At 40.3% G+C, this 12,962-nt stretch carries 12 protein-coding genes; 3 read left to right on the forward strand and 9 right to left on the reverse strand.

What is annotated here, in order from left to right:
- The 5 genes from CSX02_RS00765 to CSX02_RS00785 all read right to left on the reverse strand — a co-directional run.
- A partial coding sequence (locus CSX02_RS00765; protein WP_143248110.1) for a hypothetical protein occupies positions 1–571 on the reverse strand: 571 nt, incomplete at its 3' end.
- Between the two features lie 190 nt (positions 572–761).
- Positions 762–1,601, reverse strand: coding sequence for a hypothetical protein (locus CSX02_RS00770; protein WP_099385266.1), 840 nt, complete (start codon positions 1,599–1,601; stop codon positions 762–764).
- A 13-nt stretch (positions 1,602–1,614) separates the two neighbouring features.
- Complete coding sequence (locus tag CSX02_RS00775; RefSeq protein ID WP_242970385.1) at positions 1,615–2,550, reverse strand: hypothetical protein; 936 nt, start codon at positions 2,548–2,550, stop codon at positions 1,615–1,617.
- A gap of 62 nt (positions 2,551–2,612) precedes the next feature.
- Positions 2,613–3,077 (reverse strand): hypothetical protein, encoded by a 465-nt coding sequence (locus CSX02_RS13830; RefSeq protein ID WP_242970386.1) that lies wholly within the window; start codon positions 3,075–3,077, stop codon positions 2,613–2,615.
- Between the two features lie 11 nt (positions 3,078–3,088).
- Positions 3,089–4,294: a bacterial transcriptional activator domain-containing protein gene (locus CSX02_RS00785; RefSeq protein WP_099385267.1), complete on the reverse strand. Its 1,206-nt coding sequence runs from the start codon at positions 4,292–4,294 to the stop codon at positions 3,089–3,091.
- A 186-nt stretch (positions 4,295–4,480) separates the two neighbouring features.
- Between CSX02_RS00785 and fsa the strand changes: the two genes are divergently transcribed.
- From fsa to CSX02_RS00800, 3 genes are read left to right on the forward strand one after another with little or no spacing between them, the layout of a single operon-like run.
- Positions 4,481–5,137, forward strand: a complete 657-nt coding sequence (gene fsa / locus CSX02_RS00790; RefSeq protein WP_031545210.1) for a fructose-6-phosphate aldolase — start codon at positions 4,481–4,483, stop codon at positions 5,135–5,137.
- Positions 5,138–5,170: 33 nt separating this feature from the next.
- Complete coding sequence (locus CSX02_RS00795) at positions 5,171–6,007, forward strand: transketolase (RefSeq protein ID WP_099385268.1); 837 nt, start codon at positions 5,171–5,173, stop codon at positions 6,005–6,007.
- Positions 5,995–6,933, forward strand: a complete 939-nt coding sequence (locus tag CSX02_RS00800) for a transketolase family protein (RefSeq protein WP_099385269.1) — start codon at positions 5,995–5,997, stop codon at positions 6,931–6,933. The genes CSX02_RS00795 and CSX02_RS00800 overlap by 13 nt, the downstream gene beginning before the upstream one ends.
- 51 nt (positions 6,934–6,984) lie before the next feature.
- Here the strand turns inward: CSX02_RS00800 and CSX02_RS00805 are convergent, their stop codons facing one another.
- The 4 genes from CSX02_RS00805 to CSX02_RS00820 all read right to left on the reverse strand — a co-directional run bounded on the left by CSX02_RS00805 (position 6,985) and on the right by CSX02_RS00820 (position 12,854).
- A complete protein-coding gene (locus CSX02_RS00805; RefSeq protein WP_189281255.1) occupies positions 6,985–8,331 on the reverse strand; it encodes a PhoH family protein in 1,347 nt (448 codons plus the stop codon).
- 167 nt (positions 8,332–8,498) lie between these two features.
- Positions 8,499–9,242, reverse strand: coding sequence for a J domain-containing protein (locus CSX02_RS00810; protein ID WP_189281257.1), 744 nt, complete (start codon positions 9,240–9,242; stop codon positions 8,499–8,501).
- An 84-nt stretch (positions 9,243–9,326) separates the two neighbouring features.
- Positions 9,327–10,985 (reverse strand): SP_1767 family glycosyltransferase, encoded by a 1,659-nt coding sequence (locus CSX02_RS13460; RefSeq protein WP_189281259.1) that lies wholly within the window; start codon positions 10,983–10,985, stop codon positions 9,327–9,329.
- Between the two features lie 15 nt (positions 10,986–11,000).
- Positions 11,001–12,854: a response regulator gene (locus CSX02_RS00820; RefSeq protein WP_099385272.1), complete on the reverse strand. Its 1,854-nt coding sequence runs from the start codon at positions 12,852–12,854 to the stop codon at positions 11,001–11,003.
- Between the last annotated feature and the right edge of the window lie 108 nt (positions 12,855–12,962).

A 12,962-nucleotide genomic window follows, 5' to 3' on the forward strand; every position in this document is an offset into this window, starting at 1 on the left:
GGGTTCTCCAGGATCCTCCACCCCAGCTTGACTTCCAGTAATGGGTAATTTGGCCGTTTGCGTTTACCCAATAAGAAACACCGTTAACTTCATACTCACCCTCACCCTGTAATGTTACATGGTGTGCATTTTTGATACAGCCAACATGAGAAACATCAGTTTCTTCCTCTTCATATTCATAATCAGTGACTGTATTGGCCTTGATTGTGATGGTACGCTCTTCTGTCTTGGTTTCTTTCTTGGTTTCAGTCTTGGTCTCAGTCTTGGTTTCTGACTTAACTTCTGAAACAGAAGCAACCTCAGCACGATCAGCAGCACTCACCTTTGTTTCATCAACAGATGCAACTTCGATTACTGATTCTGAAGCAGTTTCAACTTCGCTTTCGCTCAGTTCATCACTAACACTGTCAGATGTGCTCGAAGCATATTCGTCTTCTTCTTCATCCTTGACTTCCTCTTCAAGGACTGCAGCCATTACAACATCAGCACCCTGAATTGCACTTGCCCCGCCAATGGCAATACCGGTAGCAGCAACTCCTTTTAATACGCTATCGATCTTTTTCTTGCTCATAAACTTTTCTCCTTTTTTAATCTACACTGACTCATACTTCTTCATGTTGTTTGACTTTATTATAAGGGCCATAGGTCACATGTCGGTCACACATCAAAAAGCATTTTCTTCATCCTTCGTAATCACTATACCAAAAAAAATGTATCCAAAATTGTTTCTTTTCAAACAAAATGGATACATTTTTTAAAATTTATTTGATTTTTTTGATTTTCAGCTCTTGAGCAGCTACCAGGGCATGCATCAAAAGCGTTTTGGAATATGCCCCTTCCTCCATCAAAGGCGCCATCGCAGCAGTCTTTTTCAGGATTCGTTCCAATTGTTCCCTCGGTGTGGACATCACAAGTGATTGAATATCCAGTTGTTGCATTTGTTCATTGGTCACACAAAGTCCCACTTGAAACTTTTCGACAAATTCCGCTCCCGGCGTTCCCTGCAATGCGATTACCGGAAGATTGTTTCTGATATAATAGCCCATATATAATGGATTCAGATTGTTTGGTCCCGTCAGAATGCCAAACCCGTCTTTGACTTTCACATCATTTTCGTTAGGTTCTTCATTTAATGGATAATCCCAAACTTTTTGTAAAATAACATGTACACCGTTTAAACCATGCTGTTTTAATTCCTCAAGCATTTCATTTCCCTGAAGAATCAACAAATCAGCCTGATTCAGCAAATTCACTTCATCATCCAAACTTGGATAATGTTCAGGATCGATTCGGCTACCAAAATCTTCCACAATCACAATTTTGGTTGCATTTTGATATCGTGCCACCTGATTCATAACCGCTGTATCATATCTGAGACTTACCATACTCGGATATTGAAAGAATAATACATCATCCTGATCAAATGCTGCAAAAATACCAAACATACGATACATTAATTCCTGGTCAGAATCCACCTGATCCGGAAATTTAAATAAGGAAATGGTTTGATAGCCAAGATTTTGTGCAGCATGATTGATGATTTCCTGCTTTCTCTCATTTATTCCGGAATAATTGTTAATCTTTGTACAAAAAATTCTCATACATTCCTTCTTCCTATTTTTCCAAGGCAGCAATCACCGCTTCCTGTAATGTCCGCGTCGTATATGCCCCCTGCAATAACAATTGTTGAATATTAGCAACATTCTGATATAACTGACGAAACTCATCATCTGTTATGGACTGCACTTTCTCGTCAGCTTCTTCGAGTGAATCTACGACGAATCCCAATCCGTTCTCTCGCACAAAAGATTCATGCACAGAACCTTTTCTGATGATGACCGGAATGCCCGATGCCAGACAAAATCCTATTTTATGAGGCTGATTAAGCGAATAGTAACTCTCAAAATATTGTTCTTCCGCCCAAACCAGTCCAAATCCGCCTTCAGAGATTTCTCCCATTAAATCTTTGGGACTTCTTCCGCCAACCCAGACAAAGCTCTCATCATTCTCTCGCGCAGGCTGATCATTGGTAAATAATGTTATTCTTGTTTTCCCATGATAATCATGTAAAAACGGAAAACGATCAAATGCCCCGGTAAATATCATATGTCTTCTTGGTTCATGATTCCTATAACATGTTTCTCCCGGCATTTCCCAAATCGTCTGATATACGATTTTGATTTCCGATTTCAAACCATGCTCAAGCAGAAACTGATACATTTTTTCCGAAGGCAGAATCAAAACATCCGCATGATTTAATATTCCAATCTCCCATTCTAATATGAAAGGTTCCGATTGAAACAATAAATATTGTAGGTCTTCCAAAAAGATAATCAGTTTCGTATCATGATAAGCTTTGACTCGATCTACAAAAGCACCGTCATAATTCAGGCTGATCCAGTTTGGATATTGCAGGATTACAACATCACCAAAATGTAATGGCGCAATAATTCCATCCTGTCGATGTGACAATTCCGTCCAGTTATCAATATTGAAGGGATACCACGAGAAAGCCATTTCATGGTATCCAAGACGTTTTGCTACATCCATTACCCCGTGTTGCGCTAAAGTTGCAGTTCCACCGATGTTATATAAATTTGTCACATGAACATTCATTCTGTGTCCTCTTTCTCCTCAAACACCTTCTCGTTTAATGCTCCGTCAATCAATTTCATCAATTCCAATTCAGAGCGGAAATATACGGTTTTGTTTTCATCAACCCATGTCACTCTGCCCTGCCAGCTGGAATGTTGTCTATGTTGTACGCGAACAATGAAGGTTCCCTGTTCACCGTGTTCTTCCAAGATTTCCTCATCTTTTTTCATTTTTGTAAGGCCCTCCCTCATACTGGTTGAAATATTTTTATCATCAAAGTCATGATTGCTGAAACTTGCTCTTGGACATGCAATCTCATCAAAAAATTGTTCTCCTTTCAAAAAGAAATCTTTGTAACTGTTGATGATAATCGGATCTTCATCATAAAGATGGTAAGCGCGCCCCTGCACCGAAATCGTATCATACGAATCGACACAAAAGACCATCCCATTCTGGCATCCTAAATAAATTTGATTTTCCATTTCATACCTCTCTAACTGTCGCAAATCACGCTATTGACATGATATTTAATAAATACCTTTTGTCTGCCAATGATAAAACGATTGTTGATTCGTTCCTGAATCACTTCACAATTTTCGCGTGTGGTATTGGTCAGCAATACAAGGCATTGCGCATTGCCGTATGCGGTATACACATCTCCGTGTCGAAGTGACACACGAATGCTCTCTACAAATCTTTCTACATAATCATATAGTTTCGAATCAGGCATGAGTTTACCATTTCCATCGACCAGTGTGCATAACATCAAAAATGCATTTTGTCCGGTTCGTTCCATACCACGAAGCGTCATTTGGTAGATTCCGCGGAATACGGGAAAGCTGCACTGGTATCCACCCACAAAATTGCCGGAATGTTCCGTCAGATATTCCTGAATGTCATCCAGAATTCCAATAGGATGATCCATCTGATTGCCAAGCGAATCCATAATATCAATCATCTTTGTTGATGGATAAATACCGCAATCGCGTAAATAGGAATCAATCGTATCCGCATAAAATGTTGTAGCACGATCATATTGATTCGAATAAACCAACGCCTCCATCGTAAGCACTTCCCAATCGCAAAACGGTTCCACGCGTGAGGCATGATTTCCAAGGTGTTCGAGTTCTTTCCAATCCTGTTTTTCTCTTAAAAGTCCGGCAGCAGCTTCCACACACAATTTAAAGATTTTACGATATCTTTTTGCTTCATGTGCCACCCACTGTTCGCCTGCGTAATTGGCCAGAAATTCTCCTTTGTACAGGTAGCAGGCTTCCAGATACTGTTCCAGACAGGCGTCAATCGCCTCCTTATGATTAATTGGATCATACAATTCTGCGGATTCATATGCGATCAGAAACTCTTTGGCATCTTCCACAACCTGAATTTCGGGATTCAAACTATAAATTCCCTTTTCCAATTGAATCATATTATCTACATTCACGCCAAGCTTTTGCAGCTTTTGCTTTGCTTTATAGACAATAATGCGCAATGAAGTATGACTTTCATCCATGTCGCGGTCACCGATGATCATCTCCTCCAGCTTATCCTTTGGAACACCTGCTCCAGAATAATGAATCAAGACCTGCATCAGTCGGTTAAACTGACTGTCCCGATGCATCTTTTCGGCGACTAACGGTTCCCCGTTGTATAGCATACTAAAATTGCCGAACATCTGGGCTTTGATATAATTTGACATAATATAAAATTCACCACTCCTTTTAGAAAAATACCAACCAATAATTATTATATCATTCCGGTTATTATCAAACAATGAAAAAAGTCCATTTTCCTATCGTATATTTTCGCCTTTTGCGCTATAATAATATGCGTCACAGAGCGATAAGCTCAAATAAATATTTTTTCATATAAGGGGGAAAACAATATGAAAATTTTTGTAGACACAGGAAAAATTGAGGAAATCAAAAAGGCAAACGATATGGGTGTCATCTGTGGTGTTACCACAAATCCATCTCTGATTGCCAAAGAAGGCGGTCGTCCTCAGGAAGAAATCTTAAAAGAAATCGCATCCATTGTTGACGGTCCGATTTCCGGAGAGGTAAAAGCTACTACGGTTGATGCCGAAGGCATGATTAAAGAAGGCCGTGAAATTGCCGCTCTTCATCCAAACATGGTTGTCAAAATTCCAATGACCGCAGAAGGCTTAAAGGCTGTAAAAGTACTTTCATCAGAAGGAATCAAGACAAATGTCACCTTGATTTTTACCGCAAATCAGGCTATCCTTGCCGCAAACGCCGGTGCAACTTATGTATCTCCGTTCCTCGGCAGACTTGATGACATTTCTCAGGCCGGAATCGAATTGATTCGTACCATCGCTGAAATCTTTGACATCTACGGATATAATTGCGAAATCATTGCAGCTTCTGTCCGTAATCCGATTCATGTAACTGACTGTGCATTGGCAGGTGCTCACATTGCAACCATTCCTTATAAGGTAATCGAGCAAATGACACATCATCCACTCACCGATCAGGGAATCGAAAAATTCCAAAAGGATTATATTGCCGTATTTGGCAAATAATTAGCATAAAACATATATAAAAGGAGAAAGCAAATGAACACTTTAGAACTTCAAAAAATGGCTGTTGAAGTTCGCAAAGGGATTATCGACGGAGTACATTCTGCCAAAGCAGGACATCCGGGTGGATCTCTTTCCGCAGCCGACATCTTTACTTATCTATATTTTGAAGAAATGAATATAGACCCAAAGAATCCAAAGGATCCTAATCGCGATCGCTTTGTTCTCTCCAAGGGACATACCGCTCCTGGTTTATATTCAGCACTTGCTCATAAGGGTTATTTCCCTGTTGAGGATTTGCTTACCCTTCGTCATATCGGATCTTATCTGCAGGGTCATCCGGATATGAAACATATCCCGGGTGTTGATATGAGTTCCGGATCATTGGGACAGGGATTATCTGCCGCTGTAGGTATGGCTTTGTCCGCAAAATTAAAGAATGCAGATTATCGTACCTACTGTTTAACCGGTGACGGAGAAATTCAGGAAGGTCAGATTTGGGAAGCAGCTATGTTTGCCGGATCAAGAAATCTGGATAATCTTTGTGTCATTGTCGACAATAACAACCTTCAGATTGACGGAACCATCGAAGATGTCTGCTCTCCTTATCCAATTGACAAAAAATTTGAAGCATTCAATTTCCATGTAATCAATGTAAACGGAAATGATTTTGATGAATTGCGTGCAGCATTTGACGAGGCAAAAGCTACAAAGGATCAGCCTACTGCAATTATCGCGCATACTACAAAAGGAAAAGGCGTATCCTTCATGGAGAATCAGGTTGGCTGGCATGGAAAAGCTCCAAATGACGAGGAATATGCAATCGCAATCGAAGATTTAAGAAAGGCAGGTGAGGCACTGTGTCAGAAGTAAAGAAAATTGCAACCAGAGCCAGCTACGGCGCTGCCCTGGTAGAAATCGGCAAACAAAGTGATAAATTAATCGTTTTGGACGCAGACCTTGCTGCTGCTACCCAGACTGGTGTATTTAAGAAAGAATTCCCGGATCGTCATATCGATTGCGGTATTGCGGAAGCAAATATGACCGGTATCGCAGCCGGAATGTCAACCTGTGGATTTGTCCCATTCATGTCAACATTTGCGATGTTTGCAGCCGGTCGTTCCTTTGAACAGGTTCGCAACTCCATCGGATATCCTCATTTAAATGTTAAGATTGGTGCCACACATGCCGGAATTTCAGTCGGTGAAGACGGTGCAACCCATCAATGCAATGAAGATATCGCTTTGATGCGAGCAATCCCGGGAATGGTAGTCATCAATCCAGCCGACGATGTAGAAGCACGTGCAGCAGTTCATGCCGCATTCGAATATGAAGGACCATGCTATTTGCGTTTTGGCCGTCTGGCTGTTCCTGTATTCAACGATGAGAACACCTATAAATTTGAAATCGGTAAAGGTATCGAATTGAAAGACGGTAAGGATTGCACCATCATTGCAACCGGTTTATGTGTATCCGAGTCATTAAAAGCTTATGATTTATTAAAAGCAAAAGGGATTGATGCACAGATTATCAATATCCATACCATCAAACCAATCGATGAAGATTTGATTGTAAAAGCAGCAACAAAGACCGGACGCGTATTTACGGTTGAAGAACATTCCGTAATCGGCGGTCTCGGTGATGCGGTTGCTTCCGTTCTCTCAGAGAAATGCCCAACCAAGCTTACCAAGATTGGTGTAAATGATGTATTTGGTGAATCCGGCCCGGCCGTTGATTTGCTTCATAAATACAAACTCGATGCAGAAGGCATCGCTGAGCAGGTACTTGCCAACTTATAAGATCAACGCCGGAGCAAAAGCTCCGGCGTTTTTTGATTCGTTCAATATACTTTAAATAGTCATCTTTTTTGCTGCTTCCATCGCCAATGGACTTCTGACAGATTCTTCCTGATCGAATGTAATCTGCGCACATAACGGACTGTCTTTCATGCGGTCTGCCGTAAATACCAAACCGTTATTGCGCTTGTCCAGATATCTCGCATCAATCTGGTCCGGATCTCCAAGCAATACCACCTTGGTTCCCATTCCTGCGCGGGAAACGATTTCAAGAGCCTGTTGTACGGTCATATTCTGTGCTTCGTCGACAATCAAATAACTGTTTGCAATGGATCTGCCTCTCATATATCCCACAGATGCAATCTGAACAATTTCTTTTTGCAATACATAATCCATCTGCTGCTTTGCCACTTCGAGGTCTCGGTCTTTTCCCTGTCCGGCAAAGATTTGTTGCAAATTGTCCATAAATGGTGCAACAAGTGGATCCATCTTCTCTTCTAATGTTCCCGGCAAAAATCCCAGATCATTATCAGATAATACATTTGTTCTGGTGATCAGTACCTGATCATAACGACGTTCATCATAACCACAATAGGTATCCGTCAGACCACAGGCAATCGCCAACATTGTCTTTCCTGTGCCTGCAGGTCCTTTTGCAATTACCAGCGGAATTTCTTCGGCCGGAGCAAGCAGAGCATGCATCAACAGTTTTTGAGATAAATTTCTTCCTCGCACATTGTTGAATCCCCGCAAATCTTTATCTTTGATCAGATGCAGACAACCGTTTTGATAAATTGCCAATGCGGATTTTTGTGAATCATCTTCCGCTTTTAAAATCGTATATTCGTTCTCAACGATATCCTCAAACGGGGAATCCACTGTTCTTTTGCTGTATAACTCATCAATGATTTCAGATGAAACGAATCGCTCACTCTTGCCGGTATAAGTCTGCACCTTTTCCTCAATGGATTCATTCATATAACTTTGCACTTCCACACCGCACAAAGTTGCATTCACACGCATTGACAAGTCATTTGTGATCAATGCCACAGGTACGTCTTTCTTTTCCCCAAGCTCGAGCACGGTACTGATGATGCGGTTATCCGGGATATTATTGGAATATTCTTTTGGCATTTTGTCACAGTCCAAATCACTGACAATCAGTAATCTTCCTTTGTTTGGTAATTCAACTCCTTCTCTCAAATTTCCTTTCGTACGCAAATCGTCAATCATGCGCACCGTTTCTCTCGTATTATATCCTCGTTCACCGGGATCGTTCTTATGCTTGTCAAGCTCCTGCAGTGTTGTTCCTGTAATTGCAACAATATTGTCGTCAAAACCGAACAATGCTTTTGGAGATTGCATTAAGATGTTTGTGTCAAGTACATAGATTTTCTTCATAAGAACCCTCCTGCTTAAATAAAAAAGCCTGATGCATAAACGCATCAGGTTTACAAGGCAAAATTTACCCTTTTATTTAAGTCTTCGTTTATTTGATTACTTGTTTGAATGAAACTAGTTATCATAGTTTTATTATAGCGATTTTACATCTAAAACACAATATCTGACTATAACAAAAATAATTTAAACAATTCAACCTGTATTTCGATTCCTGTCAGAAATATCACAACCGTCCACAAAGGCATATTCACGAAGCGATTGACAAATGCGGCAAGTTTGCGGGAGGAAAGAACAGAAAAAATCCAAATCATTGACACGAATAATACGCGGACCATCCCCCGCATTCCAAATTGAGACGCAAACAATTCCGTCATCAAAAGCATTGCCACCGAACAAATCAGCATACAATCAAAAATTACATTTGTACCCAGAAACAATCGCCAGTAATTAGAGACATTCGTGGCCACCGAGTCAAATGATTGAAGCTGTGACGCAGTTGTTGCTGCCGGTTCTTTTTGTTTTGGATGCACAGTCTGTGCCGCTCTGCGATGCGCTTCAAAAGCCTCATGAAGATTTCGTTTAGATTCTTCATTGCGCATCTGGCGATATTTACGATCTGCATCATTATAATAATCCCAGCGGTCTTTCTTCCCTGTTGATTGTTTGTTTGTCTGTTGTTTGTTTGTCTGTTGTCTGTATTCTTCTTTTATAATTTTTCCGGCTTTGATCTCACCTTTTAAAATCAGATAAGCCTCCTGAATCATTGCGAATTTTGATTGTGCATAATGATTCTGCGGATTGTTATCAGGATGTGAAAGATGCGCAGCCTGATAATAGATACGCCGAAGCTCATCCATACTAATATTTCGATTTTCAATTCCAAGAATCAAATAAGCCTCATCAATCGTCATATCCATCACCCATTATTTTACAAAAAAAGGAAGGCATGCACTGCATTACCTTCCGTGGTCTGTGAAAATATTATACTATCCGAATTACAATTTGACAAGAATCTGATTTTCATATTCCGGATCAGATACAAATTCTATATTTTCGTCCGTATTATGTTCTGCGGTATGCTTATTGGAAAGTTTCACTTTCTCATATGCGCCCATCTTAAACCATTCATACTCGGAATCAATATGTCCGAGATCAATCGCCCAATAACCTTTTTGGCTCAATTGATAAGCCAGCACTTTTGCAGCCGGTCCAAGCATCAAAAGAATCAGTTTTTCCTTACCATACTGAGTGATTGCTTCCATGATACGGTCTTTCATATCATACGCATTTCTTGATGGCCCGATGATGCGTGCAATGGATTTCGCATTGGCAAACAGATCATTGCCGCAGCCGGAACGAGATGTTGCCCCCTCCACAATCAGGATATCTCGTCCTTCCCAAATTTGTTTCAGTTTCGCGAAATAGCCTGCTGATTTGGATTTATCTTCCAAATCAATATACGGCCGTGAAATAAATGTTGAACCATACCACGGTGCTGTGCAGATTTCGCGATAAAAATTTAGATCTTTTTGCAGATTCAATTCCCAGAAATGGCGACAGTTGCTGTTATATCGTTCTCGATTGTTAAATACATCCGACACACAAATCAGACAGTTTTCATTGCTCTTTTGCTGAAGAATATGCTTTAAATCATCTCCCAGCTGCACAGAATAATCCTGATAAGTGATCGAGCGTCCGCGAATCAAATCCATCTCACCGTCTCCAAAACGTGCAACAGAACAGTGATGTTTCAAAATATAATCCAGCGAATCATCGATGTCTTTCACTTCAAAATCTACCGCAGACTGCTTTTGTCTGGAAATCGTCAGTGCCCGCAGCAAATCCTGTTTGGTAAAACATCCACCGGCGCAAACCGGTTGTAAATCCCGCACATTCTGGCAATATTTGCGATACTTCTCGTCATCGGTCTCCTGCACCTGTCTTTGTGCATCTTCCCAATCAGAAGCAACAATTCCGATTCCGTTTTCCTTTACAAATTTGGCAATACACATATGTTCTTTTACAACAACAGGAATTCCTGCCGAAATGCATATACCAAGTTCAAGGGGCTGATTCATGGTATCATCCGACCAGACTTTCCCGAACCCACCCAATGATAAAGCGGTAATCAAATGGGATGGCTTTTTTGAACAGTCAATCGAATGAATCTCTTTTGTATTTACATGATCTGTGACAAGGCTGTCCGTCGGATAATCCTCAATTGTCCGTATGACAACACGATTTACAATCAAACCATATTCTACCAGAGAATGATGCATTTCTTTTGATGGCAATATGATAGCACTCGCGCGATTCAAAAAACGAACCGATTCCTCCAATTGATTCGGCTGCATTTGATTCACCATAATAATCACACGAAGATTGCGATACGCCTGCATCTTATTCATCAACATTTCTTCAAAACGTTTTCCGTTGCTGGTCGGATATTGCAATACGATTGTGTCATCCGCAGAAAGCGATGCAATAATTCCATCAATGCGATGGCTCAATTCGTTATCATCATCTGCCGTTTCAGGCAGATAATAAATCCCCAGTTCTTTAAATCGCAAATCATTTGCGATCTGAGCCACAATCGACTGTCTTGTTGCATTTGCGGAAATCAAACCATTAATTTTGCTAATGTGAAAACCCATATTTGTCTCCCCTTATCATTCCTGATATTCAATCAAATCCTTTGGCAAATGTTTTAATATCATTTCATCAAGCTTATCCGGCAAAATCGGTTTTGACAAATAATCCGTAAAGCCCTCTTCCAGATATTTTTCTTTTGCACCATTGACCGCATTTGCGGAAAGCATAATCACCGGAGTGGACTCATTCGGCCCCGGTCCGTATCGTTTCATCTCATGCAACATTTCAATTCCATTCATGTCCGGCATCATATGATCCAGGAAAATTAAATCAAACGATTCTTTTTTGAAATAGTCCAAACCTTCTTTTGCATTATCAACTGCAGTCACATTCATTTGTGCCTGCTTCAGCAATCCTGTAAACACTTTTAAATTCAGGTGATTGTCATCTACCACCAGAATTCTCGCTGAAACAGCTTTATACCATTTCTTGTAATCATACGTCTCCGGCTTTTCCTGCTGATATTGATCATTGACAATCTGCTGTTTCAAAGTAAACGAAAATGTGGAGCCGACACCATAGGTGCTCTTCACTTTCAATTCACTATTCATCAGTTTCAAATATGAAGAGGCAATCGTCAAACCGAGACCGGTTCCGGGTTCATAACGTGTCTGTTCATCTTCAATTCGTTCAAAGCTGTCAAATAATTTTGAGATATGCTCCGGTTTAATTCCAATACCGGTATCCGAAACTGCAAAATGTAATTCCACTTCATCTTTGCTTTTCTTTACACATTCAATCTTGAGCGAGACTTCTCCCTCTAAGGTATATTTCACAGCATTGTTCAACAGATTCAACAACACCTGCTTGATGCGCAAATCATCGCCGTATAATCTGCCCGGAATATCGGAATCCATCTGAAAAGAAATACGAAGTTCTTTTTTGCGCGCTTCTTCAACGATGATCGAATGCAGTTCACGAATCATATGATTCATCTCATAAACCGCCGGAACGATTTGCAATTTGCCCGATTCAATCTTAGACGCATCCAGGATTTCATTGATAATATTCAAAAGCAGTTCTGCCGATTCTTTGATATCCTGACCATATTGACATACTTCATCCTGGCTGGATTCGCGCATAATCAGTTCGGAAAGTCCCATCACTCCATTGATTGGAGTACGAATCTCGTGACTCATCTTGGCAAGGAATTCCGATTTTGCCTTGTTTGCACTGATTGCAGACTGTTTTTCAATCTTCAACTGCTCGATCAAATGAATATCCGGGCTTTCCAAAGTCATGTAGATAGCAATCGAATTGATGGCAATGGCCATACTTGAGACCAGTGTCTCCGGATACAATGCCTGAATAATCAAAATGATAAATTGTGTTCCATAAGCAATAAACAGCAATCGCTTTACCTGAACATTCACCTTTTTTCGGTTTCTCAATAATACAAATAAAGCGCAGAGGAAATAAAATACCACGCAGACATATGCCACATAAGCCGCCGCGCCCATGGAATAGTCCGTATGCTCTCCATGCACATAATGAAGAGGCAGACACCAAATAGCGATTGCCATCGCAATCCATGGAATTCCCCAAAGAAAGCGCACCCTGTGTGCCGAAGGTTTCATATCTATTACAACGCTATACGAGTATACAAAAATAAGCAGTAAGAAAAATGTCATACTGGTCAGATAAATATTATGCAAAATACGATTCAAAATCGGAGAAATCATTTCACGATGATTGACTGTATATACGGTAATCAAATCAAACAAAAGATAGATCAATGCAGTGATGATTGTTGCCGAAAAAATGCGATGAACATATGATTTCACCCGCTTTGTCAGGAAATAATTTAAAATGATATATAAGATAATTACAAGACAGGAAATCTGTAATTTTACATTCATAAAAAACATCATATACCCTTTCTCCTTACCAAACTCTTTTATATGATATCATATTTTATCTTTTGCATAAATAGAAAACCCACACAAAAGAAAAGAGACGCCTCAAACGGCATCTCCTTT

It is taken from the genome of Agathobacter ruminis (genome assembly GCF_002735305.1).
Taxonomy (GTDB): Bacteria; Bacillota; Clostridia; order Lachnospirales; family Lachnospiraceae; genus Roseburia; species Roseburia ruminis.

What these genes read in the sequence shown, in the direction of transcription:
- CSX02_RS00770 (WP_099385266.1), bottom strand. Translation starts at nt 1,601, where the DNA reads ATGAGAATTTTTTGTACAAAGATTAACAATTATTCCGGAATAAATGAG.
- CSX02_RS00775 (WP_242970385.1), bottom strand. Translation starts at nt 2,550, where the DNA reads ATGGATGTAGCAAAACGTCTTGGATACCATGAAATGGCTTTCTCGTGG.
- CSX02_RS13830 (WP_242970386.1), bottom strand. Translation starts at nt 3,077, where the DNA reads ATGGAAAATCAAATTTATTTAGGATGCCAGAATGGGATGGTCTTTTGT.
- CSX02_RS00785 (WP_099385267.1), bottom strand. Translation starts at nt 4,294, where the DNA reads ATGTCAAATTATATCAAAGCCCAGATGTTCGGCAATTTTAGTATGCTA.
- fsa (WP_031545210.1), top strand. Translation starts at nt 4,481, where the DNA reads ATGAAAATTTTTGTAGACACAGGAAAAATTGAGGAAATCAAAAAGGCA.
- CSX02_RS00795 (WP_099385268.1), top strand. Translation starts at nt 5,171, where the DNA reads ATGAACACTTTAGAACTTCAAAAAATGGCTGTTGAAGTTCGCAAAGGG.
- CSX02_RS00805 (WP_189281255.1), bottom strand. Translation starts at nt 8,331, where the DNA reads ATGAAGAAAATCTATGTACTTGACACAAACATCTTAATGCAATCTCCA.
- CSX02_RS00810 (WP_189281257.1), bottom strand. Translation starts at nt 9,242, where the DNA reads ATGACGATTGATGAGGCTTATTTGATTCTTGGAATTGAAAATCGAAAT.
- CSX02_RS13460 (WP_189281259.1), bottom strand. Translation starts at nt 10,985, where the DNA reads ATGGGTTTTCACATTAGCAAAATTAATGGTTTGATTTCCGCAAATGCA.
- CSX02_RS00820 (WP_099385272.1), bottom strand. Translation starts at nt 12,854, where the DNA reads ATGATGTTTTTTATGAATGTAAAATTACAGATTTCCTGTCTTGTAATT.